This is a genomic window from Burkholderia sp. AU44665 (assembly GCF_030504405.1).
Lineage (GTDB): Bacteria > Pseudomonadota > Gammaproteobacteria > Burkholderiales > Burkholderiaceae > Burkholderia > Burkholderia semiarida.
The window spans coordinates 203,026-228,716 of record NZ_JAUJRI010000005.1 but is presented as its reverse complement, the minus strand read 5'-3'; the positions used below and the strand labels follow the sequence as shown (position 1 = coordinate 228,716).

General features: G+C 66.2%; 22 protein-coding genes and 1 tRNA gene. 20 read left to right on the top strand and 3 right to left on the bottom strand.

Annotation, left to right across the window (positions count from 1 at the left end):
* The first annotated feature begins 217 nt into the window (after nt 1-217).
* The 6 genes from cysS to QZM15_RS13880 all read left to right on the top strand — a co-directional run bounded on the left by cysS (nt 218) and on the right by QZM15_RS13880 (nt 6,829).
* Complete coding sequence (gene cysS, locus QZM15_RS13905) at nt 218-1,615, top strand: cysteine--tRNA ligase (RefSeq protein WP_302106580.1); 1,398 nt, start codon at nt 218-220, stop codon at nt 1,613-1,615.
* A 43-nt stretch (nt 1,616-1,658) separates the two neighbouring features.
* Nucleotides 1,659-2,486 (top strand): DNA-3-methyladenine glycosylase, encoded by an 828-nt coding sequence (locus QZM15_RS13900; protein WP_302106579.1) that lies wholly within the window; start codon nt 1,659-1,661, stop codon nt 2,484-2,486.
* A gap of 103 nt (nt 2,487-2,589) precedes the next feature.
* Complete coding sequence (locus QZM15_RS13895; RefSeq protein WP_006401892.1) at nt 2,590-3,561, top strand: acetyl-CoA carboxylase carboxyltransferase subunit alpha; 972 nt, start codon at nt 2,590-2,592, stop codon at nt 3,559-3,561.
* Nucleotides 3,562-3,607: 46 nt separating this feature from the next.
* Nucleotides 3,608-5,029 carry a tRNA lysidine(34) synthetase TilS gene (gene tilS, locus QZM15_RS13890; protein ID WP_302106578.1) on the top strand — a complete coding sequence of 474 codons (1,422 nt, stop codon included), beginning with the start codon at nt 3,608-3,610 and terminating at the stop codon, nt 5,027-5,029.
* Nucleotides 5,030-5,371: 342 nt separating this feature from the next.
* Nucleotides 5,372-6,625 carry an aspartate kinase gene (locus tag QZM15_RS13885; RefSeq protein ID WP_124658725.1) on the top strand — a complete coding sequence of 418 codons (1,254 nt, stop codon included), beginning with the start codon at nt 5,372-5,374 and terminating at the stop codon, nt 6,623-6,625.
* A gap of 110 nt (nt 6,626-6,735) precedes the next feature.
* Nucleotides 6,736-6,829: transfer RNA gene (locus tag QZM15_RS13880), tRNA-Ser, on the top strand.
* 559 nt (nt 6,830-7,388) lie between these two features.
* Here QZM15_RS13880 and QZM15_RS13875 read toward each other — a convergent pair.
* Nucleotides 7,389-7,556: a hypothetical protein gene (locus QZM15_RS13875; protein ID WP_302106577.1), complete on the bottom strand. Its 168-nt coding sequence runs from the start codon at nt 7,554-7,556 to the stop codon at nt 7,389-7,391.
* A 619-nt stretch (nt 7,557-8,175) separates the two neighbouring features.
* Between QZM15_RS13875 and QZM15_RS13870 the strand changes: the two genes are divergently transcribed.
* From QZM15_RS13870 to cyoD, 5 genes are all read left to right on the top strand, one after another.
* A complete protein-coding gene (locus tag QZM15_RS13870; protein WP_059573654.1) occupies nt 8,176-9,705 on the top strand; it encodes a NuoM family protein in 1,530 nt (509 codons plus the stop codon).
* Nucleotides 9,706-9,991: 286 nt separating this feature from the next.
* Nucleotides 9,992-10,879 carry a ubiquinol oxidase subunit II gene (gene cyoA / locus QZM15_RS13865; protein ID WP_302106576.1) on the top strand — a complete coding sequence of 296 codons (888 nt, stop codon included), beginning with the start codon at nt 9,992-9,994 and terminating at the stop codon, nt 10,877-10,879.
* 3 nt (nt 10,880-10,882) lie between these two features.
* On the top strand, nt 10,883-12,889 hold the full coding sequence (gene cyoB / locus QZM15_RS13860) for a cytochrome o ubiquinol oxidase subunit I (protein ID WP_099316544.1): 2,007 nt from the start codon (nt 10,883-10,885) through the stop codon (nt 12,887-12,889).
* The gene (gene cyoC / locus QZM15_RS13855) at nt 12,889-13,497 is read left to right on the top strand and encodes a cytochrome o ubiquinol oxidase subunit III (protein WP_059573657.1); all 609 of its coding nucleotides are present in this window, start codon (nt 12,889-12,891) and stop codon (nt 13,495-13,497) included. The genes cyoB and cyoC overlap by 1 nt, the downstream gene beginning before the upstream one ends.
* The gene (gene cyoD, locus QZM15_RS13850; RefSeq protein ID WP_059573658.1) at nt 13,498-13,830 is read left to right on the top strand and encodes a cytochrome o ubiquinol oxidase subunit IV; all 333 of its coding nucleotides are present in this window, start codon (nt 13,498-13,500) and stop codon (nt 13,828-13,830) included.
* Nucleotides 13,831-13,935: 105 nt separating this feature from the next.
* Here the strand turns inward: cyoD and QZM15_RS13845 are convergent, their stop codons facing one another.
* Nucleotides 13,936-14,235, bottom strand: a complete 300-nt coding sequence (locus tag QZM15_RS13845; protein ID WP_059643974.1) for a DUF4148 domain-containing protein — start codon at nt 14,233-14,235, stop codon at nt 13,936-13,938.
* Between the two features lie 218 nt (nt 14,236-14,453).
* Between QZM15_RS13845 and QZM15_RS13840 the strand changes: the two genes are divergently transcribed.
* From QZM15_RS13840 to QZM15_RS13800, 9 genes are all read left to right on the top strand, one after another.
* Nucleotides 14,454-15,128 carry a response regulator transcription factor gene (locus QZM15_RS13840; protein ID WP_059573726.1) on the top strand — a complete coding sequence of 225 codons (675 nt, stop codon included), beginning with the start codon at nt 14,454-14,456 and terminating at the stop codon, nt 15,126-15,128.
* An 11-nt stretch (nt 15,129-15,139) separates the two neighbouring features.
* The gene (locus tag QZM15_RS13835) at nt 15,140-16,531 is read left to right on the top strand and encodes a HAMP domain-containing sensor histidine kinase (RefSeq protein WP_302106575.1); all 1,392 of its coding nucleotides are present in this window, start codon (nt 15,140-15,142) and stop codon (nt 16,529-16,531) included.
* A gap of 19 nt (nt 16,532-16,550) precedes the next feature.
* Nucleotides 16,551-17,216: a winged helix-turn-helix domain-containing protein gene (locus QZM15_RS13830; RefSeq protein WP_124658730.1), complete on the top strand. Its 666-nt coding sequence runs from the start codon at nt 16,551-16,553 to the stop codon at nt 17,214-17,216.
* A gap of 271 nt (nt 17,217-17,487) precedes the next feature.
* Nucleotides 17,488-17,844: a hypothetical protein gene (locus tag QZM15_RS13825; RefSeq protein WP_060310064.1), complete on the top strand. Its 357-nt coding sequence runs from the start codon at nt 17,488-17,490 to the stop codon at nt 17,842-17,844.
* A 141-nt stretch (nt 17,845-17,985) separates the two neighbouring features.
* Entirely contained in the window at nt 17,986-19,860 is a 1,875-nt protein-coding gene (locus QZM15_RS13820) for an extracellular solute-binding protein (protein WP_302106574.1), read from the top strand.
* 50 nt (nt 19,861-19,910) lie between these two features.
* A complete protein-coding gene (locus QZM15_RS13815) occupies nt 19,911-20,954 on the top strand; it encodes a microcin C ABC transporter permease YejB (RefSeq protein ID WP_059573664.1) in 1,044 nt (347 codons plus the stop codon).
* Between the two features lie 48 nt (nt 20,955-21,002).
* The gene (locus QZM15_RS13810; RefSeq protein ID WP_059573665.1) at nt 21,003-22,100 is read left to right on the top strand and encodes an ABC transporter permease; all 1,098 of its coding nucleotides are present in this window, start codon (nt 21,003-21,005) and stop codon (nt 22,098-22,100) included.
* Nucleotides 22,097-23,719 (top strand): ABC transporter ATP-binding protein, encoded by a 1,623-nt coding sequence (locus QZM15_RS13805; protein WP_060966290.1) that lies wholly within the window; start codon nt 22,097-22,099, stop codon nt 23,717-23,719. The genes QZM15_RS13810 and QZM15_RS13805 overlap by 4 nt, the downstream gene beginning before the upstream one ends.
* A 128-nt stretch (nt 23,720-23,847) precedes the next feature.
* Nucleotides 23,848-24,522, top strand: coding sequence for a C40 family peptidase (locus QZM15_RS13800; protein ID WP_226226137.1), 675 nt, complete (start codon nt 23,848-23,850; stop codon nt 24,520-24,522).
* A gap of 154 nt (nt 24,523-24,676) precedes the next feature.
* Here the strand turns inward: QZM15_RS13800 and QZM15_RS13795 are convergent, their stop codons facing one another.
* Nucleotides 24,677-25,594, bottom strand: a complete 918-nt coding sequence (locus tag QZM15_RS13795; RefSeq protein WP_099316541.1) for a patatin-like phospholipase family protein — start codon at nt 25,592-25,594, stop codon at nt 24,677-24,679.
* Nucleotides 25,595-25,691 lie beyond the last annotated feature (97 nt).

Sequence of the window (25,691 nt, the reverse complement as noted above, 5' to 3'; positions counted from 1 at the left end):
TTATACTCCGAGCCATTCTAACAAAACGTCTGCGCGTTCCGGCGAGCGGCAGACAGTCTTTCTTAGCCTCTCGTGGCCGTCACCGCTGTGCTTGCAGCCTGACCGCCCCATGTGATAACGAGGACGCGCGGCCCGGCGCCGCAGCAGATGGTCCGTCCGTTTCACATGCTGGGCGAGCTTCGCCAGGGCGGTTTCCTTCGGCTCACGGTTCATCTCTATGGAATCACTGCGCATCTACAACACGCTCGCGCGTGACAAGCAAGTTTTCGTGCCGCGCCAGTCCGGCGAAGTGCGGATGTACGTATGCGGGATTACCGTCTACGACTATTGTCACGTGGGCCACGCGCGCATGCTGGTCGTGTTCGACCTCGTCCAGCGCTGGCTGCGTGCGATCGGCTACCGGGTCACGTACGTGCGCAACATCACCGACATCGACGACAAGATCATCCGCCGCGCGGTCGAGAACGGCGAGACGATCAAGTCGCTGACCGATCGCTTCATCGGCGCGATGCACGAGGACGAGGCCGCGCTCGGCATCCAGCGGCCCGACATCGAGCCGCGCGCGACGCAGTTCATCCCGCAGATGCTCGGCATGATCGAGACGCTCGAGACGAACGGCTACGCGTATCAGGCTGCCGATGGCGACGTCAATTACTCGGTGCGCAAGTTCGCGAGCTACGGGAAGCTGTCGGGCAAGTCGCTCGACGATCTCCGCGCGGGCGAGCGCGTCGCCGCGAACGATGCGAAGCAGGATCCGCTCGACTTCGTGCTGTGGAAGCGCGCGAAGCCGGAAGATCCGGAAGGCGCGTCGTGGGCGTCGAAGTACGGGATGGGCCGTCCGGGCTGGCACATCGAATGCTCGGCGATGGGCTGCTCGCTGCTCGGCAATCATTTCGACATCCACGGCGGCGGGCAGGATCTGCAATTCCCGCACCACGAGAACGAGATCGCGCAGAGCGAGGGCGCGACCGGCGAGACGTTCGTCAATTACTGGATGCACAACGGCTTCGTGCAGGTCGACAACGAGAAGATGTCGAAATCGCTCGGCAACTTCTTCACGATCCGGGAAGTACTCGAGCGTTACGACGCGGAAGTCATGCGCTTCTTCATCGTGCGCACGCATTACCGTTCGCCGCTCAATTACAGCGACGTGCATCTCGACGATGCGCGCGCATCGCTCACGCGTCTGTACACCGCGCTGAAGGACGTCGAGCCCGACACGCTCGCGCTCGACTGGAACGAGGCGCACGCACAGCGTTTCGCGGCCGCGATGAACGACGATTTCAACACGCCGGTCGCGGTGGCGACGCTGTTCGAGCTGGCGGGTGAAGTCAACCGCACGCGTGACGCGTCGCTCGCACGGCAACTGAAACAGCTGGCGGGCCTGCTCGGCCTGCTGGGCCGCGAACCGCGCGCGTTCCTGCAGCAGGCGTCCGGCGCCGCGCAGGCGGGCGGGCTCGCGGCCGACGAGATCGAAGCGAAGATCGCCGCGCGCGTCGCGGCGAAGCAAGCGAAGGACTATGCCGAAGCGGACCGGATCCGGGCGGAATTGCTCGAAGCCGGCATCGCACTTGAAGACAAACCGGGCGGATCGACCGAATGGCGTCGCGTATGAGCGCGGTGCGTTCCACTGACCGATCCGTCAGGTAGGAGGCAAGATGGCAACGGCCAGAAAAGCGCCGGTCAGGCGCGCGACCCCGGTCGCCGCGCGTCCGGCAGCCAAGCGCGTACCGGCGGCGAAGGCGGACGCGACGCGCGCCGTGCCGAACGGCGCGCTGAACGGTCATGCGCAGCCGGCGGCCGCGCCGCCGGCCGCCGACGCGGCCCGCAAGACACGTGCGTCCGAAGCGGAGGGCGAGGAGGTCGTCGTGCGTCCCGCCTATTGGGACAAGGCATGCGCGGACCTCGTCAAGCGCGACCGGATCCTGAAGAAGCTGATTCCGAAGTTCGGTCCCGCGCATCTCGTGAAACGCGGCGACCCGTTCGTCACGCTCGCGCGCTCGGTCGTCGGCCAGCAGATTTCGGTGCCGTCCGCGCAGTCGCTGTGGGCGCGCATCGAGGACGCCTGCCCGAAGCTCGCGCCGCAACCGGTGATCCGGCTCGGCGCTGACAGGCTGATCGCGTGCGGGCTGTCGAAGCGCAAGACGGAATACATCCTCGATCTTGCGCAGCATTTCGTGTCGGGGGCGCTGCACGTCGACAAATGGACGTCGATGGACGACGAGGACGTGATCGCGGAACTCACGCAGATCCGCGGCATCAGCCGCTGGACCGCCGAGATGTTCCTGATCTTCAACCTGTCGCGGCCGGACGTGCTGCCGCTCGACGACCCGGGCCTGATCCGTGCGATCAGCGTCAATTACTTCAGCGGCGAACCCGTCACGCGCAGCGAGGCGCGCGAGGTCGCGGCCAACTGGGAGCCGTGGCGCACCGTCGCGACCTGGTACATGTGGCGCAGCCTCGATGCGCCCGACGTCGACGCCTGAGTGCAGGCTATCGAATTTTGAACATCAATAGTTGAGAGCCGGTTTTGCGCGCCGCTCGCGCGGGTAGAATACGCGCTGCCGCAAGACCCAAGGATTCGAACACATGAAGACCACGTTTCTGGATTTCGAACAGCCGATCGCCGAACTCGAGGCCAAGATCGAAGAGCTGCGATTCGTGCAGGACGACTCGGCTGTCGATATTTCGGAAGAAATCGAGCGGCTGTCGAAGAAAAGCCAGCAACTGACGAAGGACCTCTACGCGAACCTGACGCCGTGGCAGGTTTCGCAGATCGCGCGGCACCCGCAGCGTCCGTACACGCTCGATTACGTCGCGGAATTGTTTACCGATTTTCACGAACTGCATGGCGATCGCGCGTTCGCGGACGACCTGTCGATCGTCGGCGGTCTCGCGCGCTTCGGCGGCCATCCGTGCATGGTGATCGGTCACCAGAAGGGCCGCGACACGAAGGAGCGCGCCGCGCGCAACTTCGGGATGCCGCGTCCGGAAGGCTATCGGAAGGCCGAGCGCCTGATGCGTCTGGCCGAGAAGTTCGGGCTGCCGATCTTCACGTTCGTCGACACGCCGGGCGCGTACCCCGGCATCGGCGCGGAAGAGCGCGGCCAGTCGGAGGCGATCGGTCGCAACCTGTACGTGATGGCCGAGCTGAAGACGCCGATCATCACGACGGTGATCGGCGAGGGCGGTTCGGGCGGCGCGCTGGCGATCGCCGTGGCCGATACCGTGATGATGCTGCAGTTCTCGACCTACTCGGTGATCTCGCCGGAAGGCTGCGCGTCGATCCTGTGGAAGAGCGCCGCGAAGGCGCCCGAAGCCGCGGAAGCGCTGGGCCTGACCGCGCACCGCCTGAAGGCGCTCGGCCTGATCGACAAGATCATCAACGAGCCGCTCGGCGGCGCGCATCGCGATCCGAAGGGCATGGCCGCGCTGCTGCGCCGCGCGCTGGCCGATTCGCTGCGCCAGTTCCAGGGCATGAGCATCGATGCGCTGCGCGAGCGCCGCTTCGAGCGCCTGATGGCCTACGGCAAGTTCAAGGAAACCACGCCGGGCGCATGACCGGCCGTGTATTCAATGCGCGCGCCGCGGCGCGCGCGTCCCGCTCGTGATCCCGCCCACCGAATTCTCCGCCGACCGTGTCGTCCTCGACGCGGTCGGCGTTGCGCTTTCCGGCCTGCCGCCGGATGCGCGCATCGCGATCGCCTACAGCGGCGGCCTCGATTCGACGGTGCTGCTCGATGCGGCCGTGCGCGTCGCGGGCGCATCGCGCTGCGTCGCGTTGCACGTGCATCACGGCCTGAGCGCGAATGCCGACGCATGGGTCGCGCATGCCGAAGCGGAGGCGGCGCGGCTCGGCGTCGCATTCGAATCGATGCGCGTCGACGTACCGCGCGACAGCGGGCTCGGTATCGAGGCGACGGCGCGCGAGCGTCGCTACGCGGCGCTCGACGCGATGGGCGAACGCCATGGCGTGGCGGCGCTGTGGCTCGCGCAACATGCGGACGACCAGGCCGAGACCGTGCTGCTGCAACTGTTGCGCGGTGCGGGAATCGCGGGGCTTGCCGCGATGGCGCCGCGTTATCGCCCCGACGGCGTGAGCATCGAGCGCGTGCGCCCGTTGCTGCGACTGTTGCGCGCGCAACTCGAGCGCTATGTGGAGCAGCACGCGCTCGCGTGGATCGACGACGAATCGAACGGCGACACGCGCTATGCGCGCAATGCGCTGCGCGTCGACGTGCTGCCGGCGCTGGCCGTGCATTTCCCGGGCTTTCGCGATGCGCTCGGTCGCGCGGCGCAGCACGCGGCGGCGGCTCAGCGGCTGCTCGACGATCTGGCCGAGCTGGATTTCGCCGTCGCCGCGCGCGATGACGGGCAGGCGCTGTCGCGCGACGCGCTGATCGGATTCGACGACACGCGCGGCGCGAACCTGCTGCGCTTCTGGATGCGCCGGCTCGGTTTGCCGGGCGCGTCGGCCGCCCGGCTCGCCAACATGATGCGACAACTGCGCGCGGCGCACGACGCGCATGCGCTGCGCGTCGATCACGCGGGGCAGTGCCTGCGGCTCTATCGCGACGTCGTCTACTGGGAAGCCGGCGACAGCAGCGAACCGGCCGACGACGGTACGGGTACGCCGCAACCGGAGGCGGCGCTCGCATGGGACGGACAGCAGGTGTGGCACCTGCCGCAATGGCGCGGCACGTTCGTGTTTGCGCCCGCCGACGCGGGCAGCGCCGACGCGGTGCCGGAGGAGCTGCTGCGCGGTGCGCGGCTGGCGGCGCGCGCCCGGGCCGGGGGCGAACGGATGCGTACGTCGCCGGGCGGCCCGGGCCGAACGCTGAAGAACCTGTTCCAGGAGCGCGGGGTGCCGGCCTGGCAACGCGACGTGCCGCTGCTGTTCGCGGGCGACCGGCTGATCTACGTGCCGCGGCTGGGTGTCAATCGCGACATCGGCATGCCTGACGGGGCGGCGCCCGGCGCCGCCGCATGGCGCCGGATCGAGTGGCGTCCCGATCTGCTGATCGCGTAACGGCGGCACGCTTCCGGCGGCGCGATGGCGCGCCCATTTTCACCATTTGGTAAACAGCGCCGGAACGGTGGCCGCCACGGCGCGCGGCTTGTCAAGCGGGCTTCTATCGGGTACGCTCGGTCGTTTGCTCGGCTCGATTTTTGAGCGTTTTGTGCAGGTTTTCCGCGTGACGTACCCGGTTTGCGCGGCCTGATCGGCCTTCCGGGCAAAATCCGTCACGCTTGCGTGTTGCGTCCCAGCCGTCCCCCTTGTCGTCCGTCCACAGCCACAAGCCGCGTGACCGAACGGCTATGCGGCCTGCCCAGCGCGCCCGTGCGGCTTCTCCTCCAGTTCAGAACGACAATGGCACTCATCGTACACAAATACGGCGGCACTTCGATGGGCTCGGTCGAGCGCATCAAGAACGTCGCGAAACGCGTCGCAAAATGGCATCGGGCCGGGCACCAGATGGTGGTCGTGCCTTCGGCGATGTCCGGCGAAACCAACCGTCTGCTCGGTCTTGCGAAAGAGATTTCGAGCCAGCCGAGCCCGCGTGAGCTCGACATGATCGCGTCGACCGGCGAGCAGGTCAGCGTCGGCCTGCTGTCGATCGCGCTGCAGGAAATCGGCGTCGAGGCCGTGAGCTATGCCGGCTGGCAAGTGCCGATCAAGACCGACAGCGCGTTTACGAAAGCACGCATCCACTCGATCGACGACGAGCGCGTGAAGGACGACCTGAACGCGGGCAAGGTCGTGATCATCACGGGCTTCCAGGGCGTCGATCCGGACGGTCACATCACGACGCTGGGCCGTGGCGGCTCGGACACGTCGGCGGTGGCGGTGGCGGCTGCGCTCGGTGCCGAAGAGTGTCTGATCTATACCGACGTCGACGGCGTCTACACGACCGATCCGCGCGTCGTCGAAGAGGCGCGCCGCCTCGACCGCGTGACGTTCGAGGAGATGCTGGAAATGGCCAGCCTCGGCTCGAAGGTCCTGCAGATCCGCTCGGTCGAATTCGCCGGCAAATACCAGGTGAAGACGCGTGTGCTGTCGAGCCTGACCGATCCGCTGATTGCGCTCGACGAAGAAATGCGCTCGGGCACCCTGATTACTTTTGAAGAAGACGAGACCATGGAAAAGGCAGTCATTTCCGGCATCGCGTTCCAGCGCGACGAAGCACGCATTGCGGTGATGGGCGTGCCCGACAAGCCGGGCATCGCATATCAGATCCTCGGCCCGGTGGCCGATGCGAACGTCGACGTCGACATGATCATCCAGAACCAGAGCGTCGAAGGCAAAACCGACTTCACGTTCACGGTCGGTCGCGGCGACTACCAGAAGGCGATGGACATCCTCACCAACCAGGTGCAGGGCCATGTGAGCGCCGAGCGCGTGCAGGGCGATCCGAAGGTGTCGAAGGTGTCGGTCGTCGGCGTCGGCATGCGTTCGCACGTGGGCGTCGCGAGCAAGATGTTCCGCACGCTGTCGGAAGAGGGCATCAACATCCAGATGATCTCGACGTCCGAAATCAAGATCTCGGTGCTGATCGACGAGAAATACATGGAGCTGGCCGTCCGCGCGCTGCACAAGGCTTTCGAACTCGACCAGGCATCGTGAATTTTTCGTGATGCATTGAAGAAAATGCATCACGGAATTTGACGTACGGTTCGAAACCCTATATTATTTCGTTCTCGTCGCACTGCCTCCCTGGTGCGAGCGAAAGTTTGGGAGACGTGGCCGAGAGGTCGAAGGCACTCCCCTGCTAAGGGAGCATCTGGGCCAAAACCTGGATCGAGGGTTCGAATCCCTCCGTCTCCGCCAAAAGCGGTGACAAAGCCCCGCAAGTTCTCGGACTTGCGGGGCTTTTTCTTTGTGCGCCCAGCATGGGCGAACTCCTGCGAGTGAAAGTCTCGCCATGAGTTGACCACAGCGAATGAAGCGAAGCGCAACTGCGGGAGGGTGACCGAGCGTAGGGAGGAAGCGTGGAGCGCAAGCTGCGAGCCGATGGACAAGAATCGGATAGAAGGCGCTGCCGAGCAGGGCGACCAGGCAAAGAGCCGCGAAGCTCTTGTGATCAAGGCGAAGTGGCGTAAATCTGGCGGTTGTGCAGCGAAGGAGTGCGTTCTTACCCAATGGGGAGATCTCGCCTCATGCCTGAAAGGGCGACGGTGGCAAGCCGGAGCGAAAAGTCAGCACAGGTTGTAGTCGCTGCCGGTTGTGGGCGAAAGGCCAAGCGAGTGGGAAGGCCGAAGGCCGTGTCGCTCTGAGGTGCAGAGCATCAGAAGCCCGCGAGTGCCGGGCGAACGCGGGAGGGCGACGTGAAGCCGCGCCTGAAGTAATGCGTGATGAAGCACGGTCGGTGCGATTCGAAACCGGAGGTTCAGAGCGAGATGACCTGCTTGCGCAGGCGCTCGCGAGGGCGAATCTGGTGATGGCGTGGAAACGCGTCGAAGCCGATCGCGGCAGCCCAGCGCTGGGGCCGTTCGGCATCGTCGACGAACGCCGTTACGTAACGGAAGTCGTAATCCGGCGCCGGCGCCCCGTTCACGTCTCGTCATTCCGGGCGCCTGGCGCGCCATGAGCGGCCGCGCCCCGGCGATCGAATCGATTAAGACACCGTCACTCCAGACCGTCGATCACTCTCGCGCGGTGACGATGCGTGTATGGGACCGCTCGACTTATCCGCGTTAGGAGGGGCCGGGCGAGAAGCGGCGGGCGAAGGCGACTCTTCTCCCGATATGCGCTACACGAATCGAATGAAGTGGAAATGAAAGCACGCCCGTAAGGAATGGTGTGCCGTGCGATCGTGAGATCGCGGAATGCCGACCATGCCGTTCCGACCCTTCAAAATGACCGGTCAACCTCAAAAATGCGGCGCTGCGTCTATTTCCGTCGCGCCCAATCTCAAGCAATACAAAAAATTACTCATAAAAATCAGCGAACTACGCCGACGCCAAAAAACAACGTTCTGCTGCGCTGCAGAAAATAATCAATCGCCTTATGCTGGTTAACCCGATCGCGTTTGAGCGGCATCAAGTTTTCCGCTGATGTCGCTTTACATTTAGCCAACATTGGCGATTCACGAAATCTACCTGTCGATTTGATTTCGTTCCTTTCGTCGCGCCTGTCCCCGATGCAGGGTGCGACTTCCTCAAGGCGTTGTTGACATGCATGATTTTCCCTTCCTGAGCCTGGCCATCTGGGTTCCGATACTGTTCGGCGCGGGCCTGCTGCGCGCCGGTTCCGACCAGCATTCACGGCGAATACGGCTGATCGCGCTGGTCGGCGCGATCGCCGGACTGGCGCCCGTCGTGCCGCTGGTTGCCGGCTTCGACGCGCATTCGGCTGCGATGCAGTTCGTCGAAAGACGCGACTGGCTCGCGGCATTCAATGCCGGATGGCGGGTCGGCATCGATGGCGCGTCGCTGTGGCTCGTCGTGCTGACCGCGTTCACGACGCTCGTGGTGGTGGTCGCGTCGTGGGAATCGGTCACGGTGCGCGTCGCGCAGTACTACGCGTCGTTCCTGATCCTGTCGGGGCTGATGGTCGGCGTGTTCGTCGCGCAGGACGGGCTGCTGTTCTTCATCTTCTTCGAGGCGACGCTGATCCCGCTGTACCTGCTGATCGGCACGTGGGGGCGCGAGCGCCGCGTGTATGCGGCCGTGAAGTTCTTCTTCATCTCGTTCGCCGGCTCACTGTTGTTGCTGATGGCGATGCTGTACCTGTACGCGCAGTCGCATACGTTCGACATGGCCGTGTGGCGCACGCTGCAGCTCGGCTTCGCGCCGCAGTTGCTGGTGTTCGTCGGCTTTTTCGCCGCGTTTGCGGTCAAGGTGCCGATGTGGCCGGTCCACACGTGGCTGAGCGACGTGTACACCGACGGCCCGACGGGCGCCGCGCTGATGCTCGCGATGCTCAAGCTCGGCGGGTACGGGTTCCTGCGCTTCGCGCTGCCGATCACGCCCGACGCGAGTCATTTCTTCGCGCCGGCCGTGATCGCGCTGTCCCTGTTCGCGATCGTCTACGCGAGCCTGATCGCGCTCGCGCAGACCGATCTCGGCAAGCTGCTCGCGTATTCGACGGTCGCGCACATGGGGATCGTCACGCTCGGGCTGTTCCTGTTCAACCGGATCGGCGTCGAAGGCGCGATCGTGCAGCTCGTGTCGTACGGCTTCGTCGCGGGCGCGATGCTGTTGTGCGTGAACGTGCTCGTGGACCGCACCCGCCAGCGCGAGATCGCCGCGTACGGCGGCGTGGCGGGCGTGATGCCGCGTTTCGCGACCTTCACGCTGCTGTTCGCGATGGCCAACGTCGGCCTGCCGGGCACGTCGGGGTTCGTCGGCGAGTTCATGGTGATCATGGGCGCGATCCGCTTCAACTTCTGGATCGGCGCGATCGCGGCGCTCACGCTGATCCTCAGCGCGTCGTACACGCTGTGGATGCTCAAGCGCGTCGTGTTCGGCAAGGTCGCGAGCCAGCAGATCGCGAAGCTCGCCGACCTGAACCGTCGCGAGATCGTGATGTTCGCGTCGCTCGCGCTGATCGTGCTGGCGGTCGGCATCGATCCGAAGCCGTTCACCGATGCGATCGATCCGACCGTCGGCAAGCTGATCCAGGAAGCGAGCCATTCGAAAGTGCCGGCAGGGGACGCCCCCGCGCCGGCGCTGCCGTCGTACATGGCGTCGACGCACGACTGATCGCGGCACGTCGAGCCGCGCCACGCCGCGCCAGCCCGCCGCATCGCGCGGCGCGCATGGTTGCGCGCGCATCGATCCGCAGCCCGGCACGGCAAGGTGCCGGGCCCGCTTCCGGCTGCGTGAAATTGCCCCGCGACAATGTGACTCACGGCAGATTTTGCAATGATGATTTGCCGCATGCACCGGTTTTTCATCGCACTCGCGCGACGTATGATTCGGCCAATTTCGTGAATCGAATGCGCATCGGGCATACGCAAACGGATTCAATGACCCGCGGGGCTGTGTGATGAGAAGAAGAGCTTCAAGAGGCTGGGCGGCGCTGATGTCAATCGGCGCGACGCTGAGCTTGTCAGGTTGTAATTTAGATGTACTAAATCCGAAAGGAAGCGTGGGCGCGGCCGAAAAGGCGCTGATCGCGACGTCCACCTGGGCGATGCTCATCGTCGTCGTGCCGGTGATTCTGCTCACGTTGTGGTTCGCGTGGCGTTACCGCGCGTCGAACCGCAACGCCGCGTACGCGCCGAACTGGTCGCACTCGACCGCGATCGAGGTCGTGATCTGGACGGTGCCGACGCTGATCATCCTGTTCCTGGGCGTGCTCACGTGGAAGACCACGCACGAGCTCGATCCGTACAAGCCGCTCGAATCGGCCGTGAAGCCGATCGACGTCGAGGTGGTCGCGCTCGACTGGAAGTGGCTGTTCATCTATCCGGAACTCGGCATCGCGTCGGTGAACCAGCTCGCGATTCCGGTCGGCACGCCGGTGAACTTCCGCATCACGTCGGATTCGGTGATGAATTCGTTCTTCATCCCGCAGCTCGGCGGCCAGGTCTACGCGATGGCCGGCATGCAGACGCGCCTGCACCTGATCGCCGACGAGCCGGGCAACTACGCGGGCACGTCCGCCAACTTCAGCGGCCGCGGTTTCTCCGACATGAAGTTCCGCACGCTCGCCGAGCCGCGCGAGCAGTTCGATGCGTGGGTGCAGAAGGTGAAGGCGTCGCCGGAACGGCTCGACGCGACGGTGTACGGCACCGTCGCGCAGCCGAGCGAGAAGGCGCCGGTGCGCTATTTCTCGTCGGTCGATCCGCGGCTCTTCCACAACATCATCGCGAAATACAACGATGGCCACGTCCTCGACCTGAAGGACGCCGCCTGCGGCACGAAGGGGTAACGCATGTTCGGCAAACTCACACTTTCGGCGATCCCGTTCGATCAGCCCATCATCATGGGGGCCGGCGCCTTCATGGGGCTGGTCGTGCTGGGCATTCTCGCCGCGCTGACGATCACCGGCCGCTGGAAATGGCTGTGGACGGAATGGCTGACCACGGTCGACCACAAGAGACTCGGCGTGATGTACATCATCGTCGCGCTGATCATGCTGCTGCGCGGCTTCGCCGACGCGATCATGATGCGCATGCAGCTCGCGCTCGCGTACAACGCGCCCGGCTACCTGCCGCCGCACCACTATGACCAGATCTTCACGGCACACGGCGTGATCATGATCTTCTTCATGGCGATGGTGTTCATGGTCGGCCTGATGAACCTGGTCGTGCCGCTGCAGATCGGTGCGCGCGACGTCGCGTTCCCGTTCATCAACTCGCTGTCGTTCTGGATGACGGCGGTCAGCGCGATCCTGATCAACGTGTCGCTCGTGATCGGCGAATTCGCGCAGACGGGCTGGCTCGCGTACCCGCCGCTGTCGGAGCTGCAGTTCAGCCCGGGGGTAGGGGTCGACTACTACCTGTGGGCGCTGCAGATCTCCGGCGTCGGCACGCTGCTGACCGGCGTGAACTTCTTCGTGACGATCATCAAGATGCGCGCGCCGGGCATGACGCTGATGAAGATGCCGGTGTTCACGTGGACGGCCCTCTGCACGAACGTGCTGATCATGGCGTCGTTCCCGATCCTGACCGCGACGCTCGCGCTGCTCGGCCTCGACCGTTACCTCGGCATGCACTTCTTCACGAACGAAGCCGGCGGCAACGCGATGCTGTACCTGAACCTGATCTGGGCGTGGGGCCATCCGGAGGTGTACATCCTGATCCTGCCGGCGTTCGGGATCTTCTCGGAAGTCATCGCGACGTTCGCGAAGAAGCCGCTGTTCGGCTACAAGACGATGGTGTACGCGACCTGCGCGATCATGGTGCTGTCGTTCCTCGTATGGCTGCATCACTTCTTCACGATGGGCTCGGGCGCGAACGTGAACGCGTTCTTCGGGATCATGACGATGATCATCGCGATCCCGACCGGCGTGAAGGTATTCAACTGGCTGTTCACGATGTATCGCGGCCGGATCGAGTTCACGACGCCCGTGCTGTGGACGATCGGCTTCATGGTCACGTTCACGCTCGGCGGCATGACCGGCGTGATGATGGCGATTCCGGGCGCGGACTTCGTGCTGCACAACAGCCTGTTCCTGATCGCGCACTTCCACAACGTGATCATCGGCGGCGTGCTGTTCGGCTATCTCGCGGGCTTCAACTACTGGTTCCCGAAGGCGTTCGGCTTCAAGCTGAACGAGAAGCTCGGCAAGGCCGCGTTCTGGTTCTGGCAGGTCGGCTTCTACGTCGCGTTCGTGCCGCTCTACGTGCTCGGTTTCATGGGCATGACGCGCCGCCTGAACCACTACGACAACCCGGCATGGCATCCGTGGCTGCTGGTCGCCGCGTTCGGCGCCGTGCTGATCGCGATCGGCATCGCGTGCCAGCTGCTGCAACTGGTGGTCAGCATCCGCAATCGCAACCTGCCCGCGTACCGCGACACGACGGGCGACCCGTGGGGCGGCCGCACGCTGGAGTGGGCGACGTCGTCGCCGCCGGCCGACTACAACTTCGCGGTGATCCCGCAGGTGCGCACGCTCGACGCGTACGCGGACATGAAGGCGCGCGGCGAAGGCCGGCCGAACCCGGCGGCGATTCGCGACATCCACATGCCGTCGAATACGTGTGCGGGCCTCGTGATCGCGATCTTCAGCCTGGTGCTCGGCTTCGCGCTGGTGTGGCACATCTGGTGGATGGCGATCGGCGGGCTCGTGGGCATCATCGCGACGCTCGTGATCTACAGCTCGCGCGATAACGACGGCTATTACATCCCTGCGTCGACGGTACGCAAGACCGAAGACAAGCAGCCGACGCGGCGCACGGTCGCGCGCGTCGACGACGTGGAACTGGAGGCCAACTGATGTTGCAGAAAACCTTGAGCGCGACCCTGCTCGAGCACGACGACCATCCGCCGTCGCATTCGGTGTTCGGGTTCTGGCTGTACCTGATGACCGACTGCGTGATCTTCGCGGCGCTGTTCGCGACGTTCGCGGTGCTGGGCAATCAGTACGCGGGCGGTCCGACCGCGAAGGACCTGTTCGACATTCCGGGCGTCGCGGTGGAAACCGCCGCGCTGCTGCTGTCGAGCATCACGTACGGTTTCGCGATGCTCGCGGCGTACAAGCAGCGGCGCGGCGCGCTGCTCGCCTGGCTCGCGGTGACGTTCGTGCTCGGCGCGGCGTTTCTCGCGATGGAGCTGCGCGAGTTCTCGCACCTGATCGCGGAAGGCGCCGGCCCACAGCGCAGCGCGTTCCTGTCGGCGTTCTTCACGCTGGTCGGCACGCACGGGCTGCACGTGACGGCGGGCCTGTTGTGGATGATCGTGCTCGCCGCGCAGATCATGTCGCGCGGCGGCGACCTGACCGATCGCGACCTGCGGCGCCTGACGTGCCTGAGCCTGTTCTGGCACTTCCTCGACATCGTGTGGATCTGCGTGTTTTCCTTTGTCTATCTCGCGAGCGTGATCTAAATGGCCCATTCGCATTCGTCTCAACTCGAAGAAGGGCACGGCAGCGTCGGCGGCTACGTCGCCGGTTTCATCCTGTCGGTGCTGCTCACGGCCGCGTCGTTCGGCCTCGTGATGGGCGGCGTGCTGTCGCCGCATGCGTCGCTGATCGGGCTCGCCGTGCTCGCGTTCGTGCAGATCGTCGTGCACCTCGTGTACTTCCTGCACATGAACGGCTCGTCGGGCCAGCGCTGGAACGTGATGGCGTTCAGCTATACGGTGCTGACCGCGGCGATCCTGATCGTCGGCACGCTGTGGGTGATGCACAACGTCAGCATGAACATGATGTCGCGTTGAGCGCCGGCGTGGCGCGTCGCGTCCACGTCGATGCGCGTTCATGAAGAAAGGCGGCACGCGCGTGCCGCCTTTTTGCTTTCCGGCTGCGTTGCGCCGGCCGTGCGGTCAGTGGTGCGCGCCCGCGTCGGCCGTCAGCGCGTGCGTGCAGTCGGCGCGGTATTCGGCGGCGAGCCGATGCTTCGCATCGGCGAGATCGTCGGGGTAATACGGGCTGGCGTGGGCCGGCTCGTAGCCGACCTGTTCGAGTTCGGTCAGCTCGCGCACGAGGTCCGCGCGCGTGACACCGCTGCCCGTGTGCACGAACGGGTACGCGGTGCATTCCTGCGGGGTGAGGTGGGGCCCCGCGAACGCGGCGGTGCTGGCGCATGCGAGCAGCATGCAGGCGAGGGTGGTCGACAGTTTCATCCGGTAGCTCCTGGTTTCGCGGCCCGTTGCCGCACGATGTCAGCGTAGACGGCCGCGGTCGCGGGGCAGGCGACGGACGGATGAAACATTTTTCACGCGCGCTTGCCGCGATGCCGGATGAAGCTATTTTCATCTTGCGCCGCACGGCGATCGCGGCGCTTACGATAGTGGCGGGCGCGTCGTATGCGCCCGTCTCGAAGTTCATTGCGAGGGCAACCATGCGAGTACTGACGGTCGAGGACGATGCGGTGACCGCGAACGAAATCGTCGGCGAACTGACCGCACGCGGCTTCGCGGTCGACTGGATCGACAACGGTCGCGAGGGGATGATGCGCGCGATGAGCGCGTCGTACGACGCGATCACGCTCGACAGGATGCTGCCGGGCGCGGACGGTCTCGCGATCGTGACCGCGATGCGCACGGTCGGCATCGACACGCCGGTGCTGATGCTGAGCGCGCTCGGCGACGTCGACGAGCGCATTCGCGGGCTGCGCGCGGGCGGCGACGATTACCTGACGAAGCCGTTCGATTCCGGCGAACTGAGCGCGCGCATCGAAGTGCTGCTGCGCCGCCGGCAGGCATCGGGCGTGCCGCAGCAGACGCTGCTGAAGGTCGGCGCGCTCGAGCTCGACCTCATTTCGCGCCGCGCGCGCCGCGGCGCCGACGAGATCGCGCTGCTGCCGACCGAGTTCCGCGTACTCGAATTCATGATGCGCAACGCAGGCCAGACGATCACGCGCACGATGCTGTTCGAGGCCGTGTGGGGCTATCACTTCGATCCCGGCACCAACCTGATCGACGTCCACATGGGCCGGCTGCGCAAGAAGATCGATCCGCCCGGCGCGAACCCGATGATCCAGACGGTACGCGGATCGGGCTACATGCTCGCTTGACGGAGGCACGGATGGACGCAGCCCGCGCGGCGAACTTCACGCGCCGCTGGCATACGACGACGTTTCGCTGGCTGTGCGCGTACGCGGCGATCTTCTCGGTGTCGCTACTGCTGCTCGCGGGCGTGATCAGCGTGGCCGCGACCCACACGATGACGCGCGACACCGACGAGGTGCTCGCGTGGCAACTGATCTATTTCGATTCGATTCCCGATGCCGAGCTGCCGCTCGCGATCCATCGGCGGCTCGAGCACGAGCACATGCACACGAATTTCTACGGGCTGTTCGATGCGAGCGGGCGCCGCGTGGCGGGCGACATCACGACACCGCCCGCGCTGCGCACCGATCGCCACGGCCGCACGCTGAACCGCACGCTGGTGCTGCTCGACGGCCAATCGTCGCCGATCGCGCGCGCGATGGCCGTGCGCCGCGACAACGGGATGACGCTGGTGGTCGCGCGCGACCTGTCGCATTTCATCCAGATCCGCGACGTCGCGATTCGCGGGCTCGTGATCGGCGGCGTGATGATCCTGATCGCGGGCGTCGCGGGCGGCAGCATGCTCGGCATGCGGCAGATGCGCCGCGTCGCCGCGATCCGGCGCGTCACGCGGCAGATCGCCGAAGGCGATCTCGGCAAGCGGCTGCCGGTGGGCGGCTACGACGAACTCGATCTGCTCGCGCATCTGGTGAACCACATGCTCGACGAAGTCGAGCGGTTGATGGGCGAGGTGCGGCATACCTGCGACGGGATCGCGCACGACCTGCGCACGCCGCTCGCACGCGTGCATACGATGCTGGCGCGGCTCTCGGGCCAGCCGTTCTGCGCACACGATCCCGCGTCGGCGGCGCTGCTGGCGTCGGCGCGCGACGAGACCGACCGGCTGCTCGAACGTTTTCGCGCGATGCTGCGCATCTCCGAGATCGGCACGCTGAGCCGGCGCGGCGGTTTTGCCGCGGTCGACGTCGCGGCCTTGCTGCGCGATGTGTGCGAGCTTTACGAACCGCTGGCCGAGGCCGTCGACGTGTCGTTCGCGCTCGAGGCGGCCGCGGTCGACGGCATCCATGGCGACCGCGCGTTGTTGTTCGAGGCGTTCAGCAATCTCGCGGACAACGCGATCAAGTTCACGCCGCCGGGCGGCCGTGTGCGCGTCATGCTCCAGGCGACGCCGCACGGTCCGCTCGTCCGGTTCGAGGACACCGGGCCCGGTATCCCGCCCGCCGAGCGCAATGCAGTGCTCGAACGCTTCTATCGCGGCGAACGCACGCGTCATGTGAACGGCTCCGGGCTCGGGTTGAGCGTCGTATCGGCGGTGATGCGCGTGCACGATTTCGCGCTGCGAATCGGCGATGCGCGGCCGGCCGGTGCGGCGATCACGGTCGAATGCTGGCCGCGCTCGCTCGCGTGACGGCGCAGGAACCCGATCGATGCGCATCCTGCTGATTGCGCCGCCGAGCCCGGGCGCGTCGCGGCTCGACAAGGCGTTTCGGGAAAGCATGCACGGCGTCGAGCGCGTCGACGAATGGCGCGATGGCTGTTTTGCGGCGACGCAGGGCCGGTTCGACGCGATCGTGATCGTCGCGACCGATGCCGCCGCGCGCCCGGCGATTCTCGAAGGATTACCGCGGCTCGCCGCGTCGGCCGGCGGCACGACGATTGCCGCGATCGTCGCCGGCGCCACGCCCGCCCGGCGCGCGCAACTGCTGAAGGCCGGCTGCGACGTATGTCTTGCCCATCCGTGTTCGTTCGTCGAACTGCACGAGCGGTTGCGCGCGCTGTGGCGCCGCGCGGGCGTCGTCGCCACGCGTGAATCGGTTCGACTCGATACGGCCACGCGCGCGCTCGAGGAGCATGGCCGGCGGCTCGCGCTCACCGCGCGGGAATTTCGCGTGGTCGAATGCCTGCTGCGTGAAGCGGGGCGGCCGGTCGGCCGCGACGCCGTGCTGCGTTATGCGTGGGACGATGCCGACATCGAACCCGAGACGGTCAATGCGCTGGTCGTGCGGTTGCGGCGCAAGCTGGTTGCACACGCGTTCTCCGCCCGGATCGAAACGGTCGCGAGATTCGGTTTCCGGTTCGATACGGGCGGGTGACGGATATCGGCGCTCGGCAAGAAGGGGTTAGACGGGCCCGGTCCGGCCCGCCCGGAGGGCGTGGGGCCGCTTGACGCCGGGCGCGACGCGGGATGAAGGATGTTCAAGGGAGGAAAGAGCGGGGGACGGGGGCGGGGGCCGATTGTTACAAGACGTTAGCGCGGGCTTCCCGTTGCGATGCCGCGCATCAGTTCTTACAAACTTGAAATATGCGGGCGCGGCGCTTGCCGCTATAGTCGAATCACACATGACACAACCAGAAGAGGAATCCATGAAGACTTTGCGTGTTGCCTCGCTCCTGACCGGTATGACGGCCTTGCTCGTGTCGGGCGCAGCAATGGCGGGAGTCAATGTCGGGATCAACGTCGGCGTGCCGGCACCGGTCTACGTCGCGCCCGCGCCCGTGTATGCGCCGCCGCCTCCGCCGCCGGTCGTCTACCAGCCGGCGCCGGTCTATGCGCCGGCGCCCGTGTACGGGCCGGCGCCGGCGATCGTGATCGGCTGGCACGGCGACCGCTACTGGGACGGCCGCCGCTACTGGGGCCGCGACGAATGGTATCGCCACCATGGTCGCGGCTGGGGCGATCGCGGTCACTGGGATCACGGCCGCCACAACGGCTGGCGCTGACGGGCGGCTCGTGCATGCGTGCCGCGTGCGCGACAACTGCTCGCGAAGAAGACCGCTCGCGTCGGCGGTTTTCTTTTGGCTCGACGGATGAATGGGTAGAATCGCTCCACGTTACTACCCTCATTCGACGACAGGGCCTCTATGACGAAGGGTTCGCCCCGGGCCGCCGCCACGCGCGCCCGCTTCGGCGTGCTGCGGGCTGCCGGCCGCGTGGCCGCGGTGCTGGCGCTGCACGCGGCGCTCGCCGCGCCGGCCGCGCACGCGGCCTATGCGATTGCGCAGTACGGCGAGCCGAAGTATCCGCCGGGCTTCAAGCATTTCGACTACGTGAATCCCGACGCGCCGAAGGGCGGCACGCTGGTGCTGGCGAACCCGAACCGGCTGACGTCGTTCGACAAGTTCAATCCGTTCACGATGCGCGGCAACGCCGCGCCCGGCATCGACATGCTGTTCGAGAGCCTCACGACGGGCAGCTCCGACGAACCGGCGTCCGCATACGGGCTGTTGGCCGACGACATCGACGTCGCGCCGGACCGCCGTTCGGTCACGTTCCACCTGAATCCGCGCGCACGCTTCTCGAACGGCGATCGCGTGAGCGCCGACGACGTCAAGTTTTCGTTCGATACGCTGAAGAGCAAGCAGGCCGCGCCGCAGTTCGGCGCGTATTTCGCGGAGATCGCGAAGGCCGTGGTCGTCGATCCGGCGACCGTGCGTTTCGAGTTCCGCAGCGCGAATCGCGAGCTGCCGCTGATCGCCGGCGGCGTGCCCGTGTTCTCGCGCAAATGGGGCCTGCGGGCGGACGGCTCGCGCATCCCGTTCGACCAGCTCGCGTTCGAGCAGCCGATCGGCAGCGGCCCTTACGTGATCGAGCGCTACGACAACGGCCGCACGATCACCTACCGGCGCAACCCCGCGTACTGGGGCGCCGACCTGCCGGTGCGGGTCGGCACCCACAACTTCGAGCGGATCGTCTACAAGCTGTACGGCGACGGCGTCGCGCGGCTGGAGGCGTTCAAGGCCGGCGAATACGACGTGCTCGTCGAGTACATCGCGCGCAACTGGGCGCGGCGCGACGTCGGCAAGCGCTTCGACAGCGGCGAACTGATCAAGCGCGAATTCCGCCAGCATAACGGCGCCGGCATGCAGGGCTTCTTCATGAACCTGCGCCGGCCGCTGTTCCGCGACGTGCGCGTGCGCCAGGCGCTCGACCTCGCGTTCGACTTCGAATGGCTGAACCGCCAGCTGTTCTACAGCGCGTACACGCGCCTCAACAGTTATTTCGCCGATACCGACCTGCAGGCGACCGGTACGCCTGGCGAAGGCGAGCTGAAGCTGCTGGAGCCGCTGCGCGCGCAGCTCGATCCGGCCGTGTTCGGCCCGATGGTCACGCAGCCGGACACGAACCCGCCGGGCTCGCTGCGCGCGAACCTGCTGAAGGCGCGTGCGCTGCTCGCGCAGGCCGGCTGGACCTATCGCGACGGTGCGCTGCGCAATGCGAAGGGCGAGCCGTTCGCGTTCGAGATCCTCGACGACGCGGGCGGCGCGATGGAGGGCATCGTGACGGCCTACCAGCGCAACCTGGCGAAGCTCGGCATCGACGTGCGGTTTCGCACGGCCGATTACGCGCTGCTGCAAAAGCGCCTCGATGCGTTCGACTACGACATGACGACGATCCGCCTGCCGGGCGTGCAGGTGCCGGGCGCCGAGCAGTACTCGCGTTACGCGAGCAAGTTCGCCGACGAGCCGGGTTCCGACAACTTCATCGGGCTGAAATCGCCGGCCGTCGACGCGTTGCTGCACGCGCTCGGCGCCGCGCAGACGCGCGAGGAGCTGCTCGACGCGACGCACGCGCTCGACCGCGTGCTGATGCACGGCTACTACGCGGTCCCGCAGTGGTACAGCACGACGCACCGCATCGCGTACAAGCGCACGCTCGCCTATCCGCGGACGCTGCCGCTGTACTATTCGGCCGAGGGCTGGGTCGTGTCGACCTGGTGGGCGAAGCCCGATCACTGACCCGCGCCGGCCCTTCAACCAACCCGCCACCGATCACGAGTCGACGCCCTATGTGGAGCTACATCCTCAAACGCCTGCTGCTGATGATCCCGACGCTCGTCGGCGTGCTGACGCTCACGTTCGCGGTGATCCAGTTCGTGCCGGGCGGCCCGGTCGAGCAGGCCGTGCAGGAGTTGCGCAAGGGCGCGACGGAGCAGGGCGCGACGCCGTTCGGGATGCGCGCGCACACCGGCGTCGACGCGCAGCAGCTCGCGCAACTGAAGGCGCTGTACGGCTTCGACAAGCCGCCGCTCGAACGCTACTGGCTGATGCTGAAGCGCTTCGCGCGCTTCGATCTGGGCGACAGCTACTTCCGCCACCAGAGCGTGTGGGCGCTGGTCGTGCAGAAGCTGCCCGTGTCGATCAGCATCGGGCTGTGGACGTTCTTCCTCACGTACCTGATCTCGGTGCCGCTCGGCATCGCGAAGGCCGTGCGCAACGGTTCGCCGTTCGACGTCGCGACGAGCCTCGTCGTGCTCGTCGGGTACGCGATTCCGGGCTTCGTGCTCGGCGTGCTGCTGCTCGTGCTGTTCGGCGGCGGCTCGTTCTGGCAGCTCTTTCCGCTACGCGGCCTCACGTCGGACAACTTCGCGCAGTTGTCGCTCGCCGGCAAGGTGCTCGACTACCTGTGGCACATCGCGCTGCCGATCACCGCGTCGGTCGTCGGCAGTTTCGCGGTCGTCACGATGCTCACGAAGAACGCGTTCCTCGACCAGATCCGCCGGCAATACGTGCTGACCGCGCGCGCGAAGGGGCTCTCCGAGCGCAGCGTGCTGTGGAAGCACGTGTTCCGCAACGCGATGCTGCCGCTGATCGTCGGCTTTCCGGCCGCGTTCATCGGCGCGTTCTTCACCGGCAGCCTGCTGATCGAGACGCTGTTCTCGCTCGACGGCCTGGGCCTGCTGTCGTACGAGTCGGTCGTGCGGCGCGATTACCCGGTCGTGCTCGGCACGCTGTACCTGTTCACGCTGATCGGGCTCGCGACCAAGCTGATCTCCGATCTTTGCTATGTGTGGGTCGATCCGCGCATTCAATTCGACAACCTGGAGCGCTGACATGAAACGAGCCGTTCGCATGCCCGGCGTCATCGGGCGAGGCGCGCGATGAACCGGGCCGTCGCATCCCCCCGCATCGATGCCGCGCGCGCGCGCGTGTCGCCGTCGCCCGCGCGCCGCGTGTGGCAGCGCTTCAGGCAGCAGCGCCTCGGCTACTGGAGCTTCGTGATCTTCGTCGTGGCCTTTGCCGCGAGCCTTGCGGCGCCGCTGTGGTCGAACGACAAGCCGCTCGTCGTGCGCTACGACGGCCAGACCTATTTCCCGATGTTCCATGCGTACCCGGAGACGACCTTCGGCGGCGATTTCCCGACGCCGGCCGACTATCTCGATCCGTACGTGCGCAAGCGGCTCGAGGCGCCCGGCAACTTCGTCGTCTATCCGCCGAACCGCTATTACTACGACACGCTGAACTACTTCTCGAACGTGCCGAATCCGGCGCCGCCGTCGCGCGAGAACTGGCTCGGCACCGATGCGCAGGGCCGCGACCTGCTCGCGCGGCTCGTGTACGGGTTCCGCGTGTCGGTCGAGTTCGGGCTGATCCTGACCGCGATCGGCACGCTGCTCGGGATCGCCGCGGGCGCGGTGCAGGGCTTCTTCGGCGGGCGCATCGACATCGTCGGGCAGCGGCTGATCGAGATCTGGAGCTCGCTGCCGGAGCTGTACCTGCTGATCATCTTCGCGTCGATCTTCGAGCCGAGCTTCCTGCTGCTGATCGTGCTGCTGTCGCTGTTCGGCTGGATCGGGCTCGCCGACTACGTGCGCGCGGAATTCCTGCGCAACCGCACGCAGGACTACGTGCGCGCGGCCCGCGCGATGGGGCTGACGAACTGGCAGATCATCTGGCGCCACGTGCTGCCGAACAGTCTGACGCCGGTGATCACGTTCCTGCCGTTCCGGATGAGCGGCTCGATCCTCGCGCTCACCAGCCTCGATTTCCTCGGCCTCGGCGTACCGCCGCCGACGCCGAGCCTGGGCGAGCTGCTCGCGCAGGGCAAGGGCAATCTCGATGCGTGGTGGATCTCGCTGTCGACGTTCGGCGTGCTGGTCGCGACGCTGCTGCTGCTGACCTTCATGGGCGATGCGCTGCGCAACGCGCTCGACACGCGGATCGCCGATTCGGTGCGCGCGGCGGGAGGGCAGCGATGAGCGAGTCGACCGTATCGACGCAACACGAGCCGCTGCTGTCGCTCGAGCGTCTGCACGTCCGTTTCGGCGACACGGTCGCGGTCGACGACGTGACGCTCGCGATCGGGCGCGGCGAGCGCGTCGCGCTCGTCGGCGAGTCGGGGTCCGGCAAGAGCGTGACCGCGCTGTCGATCCTGCGGTTGCTGCGCGACGCCGAGGTCACGGGCGCGATCCGCTTCGCGGGGCAGGATCTGGCGGCCAGGAGCGAGCGCGAGATGCGCGGGCTGCGCGGCTCGGACATCGCGATGATCTTCCAGGAGCCGATGACGGCGCTCAATCCGCTGTACACGATCGGCGTGCAGATCGGCGAGACGATCGTGCTGCACGACGGCGTATCGGCCGTGGAGGCGCGCAAGCGGGCGATCGCGCTGCTCGCGCGCACCGGCATCGCGGAGCCGGACAAGCGCGTCGACAGCTACCCGCACCAGTTGTCGGGCGGCCAGCGGCAGCGCGCGATGATCGCGATGGCGCTCGCGTGCCGGCCGCGCCTGCTGCTCGCCGACGAGCCGACCACCGCGCTCGACGTGACGATCCGCGCGCAGATCGTCGATCTGCTGCTGGAACTGCAGCGCGAGGAAGCGGAAAAGCGCGGGATGGCGATCCTGCTGATCACGCACGACCTGAATCTCGTGCGGCACTTCGCGCAGCGCGTCGCGGTGATGGAGCACGGCCGGCTGGTCGAGAGCGGGCCCGTCGAGCGGATCTTCGCGGCGCCCGAGCATCCGTATACGCAGCGGCTGCTGAACAGCCGGCCGCAGCGGGCGGTCACGCCGGTGATGCCGATCGCGCCCGTCGTGCTCGACGCGCGCCACGTGAGCGTGCAGTTCGCGCGCAAGCGGCCGGGCTTCGCGGGTTGGTTCGGCACGGTGCCGGTGACGGCCGTGGCCGACGTGTCGGTGTCGGTGCGGCAGGGCGAAACGCTCGGGATCGTCGGCGAATCGGGATCGGGGAAGTCGACGCTCGCGATGGCGCTGCTCGGGCTGCAGAAGACGGCCGGCGGCGAGATCGAATTCCAGGGACGCGCGCTGTCGACCTATCGCGGCCGCGAGCAGACCGCGCTGCGCTCGAACATGCAGGTGGTCTTTCAGGATCCGTTCAGTTCGCTTTCGCCGCGTCACACGATCGAGCGGATCGTCGGCGAGGGGCTCGAGCTGCACCGCCCGGACATGACGCCCGATGCGCGCCGCGCGAAATCGCTCGCGGTGCTGCGCGAAGTCGGCCTCGACCGCACGGTGCTGCACCGTTATCCGCACGAATTCTCGGGCGGCCAGCGCCAGCGGATCGCGATCGCGCGCGCGCTGGTGCTGGAGCCGCGCATCCTGATCCTCGACGAGCCGACCTCGGCGCTCGACGTGTCGATCCAGCAGCAGGTGCTGAAGCTGCTCGCGAATTTGCAACAGAAATACAACCTCGGCTACGTCTTCATCAGCCACGACCTGGAGGTGATCGGCGCGATGGCGCACCGCGTCGCGGTGATGCAGGACGGCGCCGTCGTCGAGTCGGGGGAGGTGGCCGACGTCTTCGCGAGACCGTCACATCCTTACACACAAAAGCTGTTGAAAGCGGTCTGGAAAGCGTGATAGGCGTCCAATGGTCTGACCATCTCGATTGTATTTTTTAATTTGTTTTGACAAACGATTACGCGCTGGCTAGTATCGACCGAAATTTTCCGCCAATCAGCTGATTTTTAAGCACATTCCATCGACCAATGCAGCATCGATCCCTGACCCAGGCATGCGCGCGCACCATCGCCGGGCTATTCATCGGCGCCCTGTTCGCAGCAGCTCCCGGCGCGTTCGCCGACGAAGTCAGCAGTTTTAACCAGAATGTCACCAATTCGACTCAGATCGGGTCGAGTTCCTCCCTCCAGCAGACCAGCGCGCAGCCGTCCAGCGGCGGCGCGAAGTCGTTCCTTGCCGGCATGGCGGGCAAGGCAGGCGACGTGGTGGTCGGCGCGCTGAACATGATCGGCGTGAGGTATCGCTGGGGCGGCAACTCGCCGGATTCGGGCCTCGACTGCAGCGGTTTCGTGCGCTACGTGTTCCAGGACACGCTCGGCATGTCGCTGCCGCGTCGCGCGGAAGAGATGAGCCGTGTCGGCGAGAAGGTGAGCATGAGCAACCTGAAGCCGGGCGATCTCGTGTTCTTCAACACGATGCGCCGCACGTTCTCGCACGTCGGCATCTACATCGGCGACAACAAGTTCGTGCATTCGCCGTCGACGGGCAGCACCGTCCGCGTCGACGATCTCGACAGCGGCTATTGGGAAAAGCGTTTCACCGGCGCGCGCCGGATCGAATCGGAATTCCCGATGAAGCCCGAAGACCTGCGTCAGCGCGTGCGCGCGACGCTCGGCGACGATTCGGCGAACGGCAGCAACTGACGTTGGCCGGTCGGTCAGGCCGGACAATAAAAAACCCTGTCACCGGAAGGCGGCAGGGTTTTTTGTTTTGAGGCCGGCGCGGACGACGGACGAGGCGGAAATCGTTCCGTCGGCCACCGGCAGGCGCGTGTGCCGCGGCCTCCCGCCCATCGTGTTATGCGGCGGCAGTCACGCCACGCGCCGCCGCGAGCTTGCGCTGCAGTTCCGGCATGATGCGCGCGACCGCTTCCTCGCCCGCGAGGATCGCCGCGTTGCGCTGGTTGAAGTCGCTGCCGCCCATCGCCGCGAGGTTCGGACGAATCACGACGTCCGCATACTTGTCGAGTTCGTAGGTCTTGATCGTCTGACCCATGATCGTGAAGGTCTGCAACAGCATCTCGATCGGGTTGTTGGTCGCCGCGCCGTCGGGCCGGGCCGAGATGTCGACCGCGATCACGAAGCTCGCGCCCATCTTGCGCGCGAACGATGCGGGCACCGGGCTCACGAGGCCGCCGTCCACATATTCGCGGCTGCCGATCTTCACCGGCTCGAACACTGACGGCACGCTGCACGACGCGCGCACCGCGAGCCCCGTGTTGCCTTGCTGGAACAGGATCGGCTGGCCGCTTTGGAGGTCCGTCGCGACGATGCCGAGCGGCTTCGCCATCTTCTCGATCGGCCGGTTGTTGAGTGTCTTGTTCAGGAAATTCTGCAGCGCCACGCCTTGCAGCAGGCCGCGCGAGCGGAACGGCAACGCCCAGTCGCTGATCGACGCCTGGTCCATGTCGAGGGCGATCTTGTTGATCTGCAGCGCGTTCATGCCCGACGCGTAGAGCGCGCCGACCACCGAGCCCGCGCTCGTCCCGGCGACGATCTCGATCGGGATGCCGCGCGCCTCGAGCGCCTTCAGCACGCCGATGTGCGAGAAGCCGCGCGCGGCGCCGCCGCCGAGCGCGATGCCGATCTTCACCGGCTTCTCCTGCGGCAATGCCGTGCCGGGGCGGGACTTGTCGCCGATGGACGTACAGGCGGCGAGGCTGGCGGACGCGCACGCGATCGTGAAGTGGCGGCGCGACAGGCGAGGGGACGACATCGAATGGTTCTCCGGCGGCTTGGCGCGGCGGGTCGTGCGGCCCGCGGCTGCGATGGTTTCCGAGGCCGCGCGGCGGGTTCCGTGCGGCCGGCGCGGC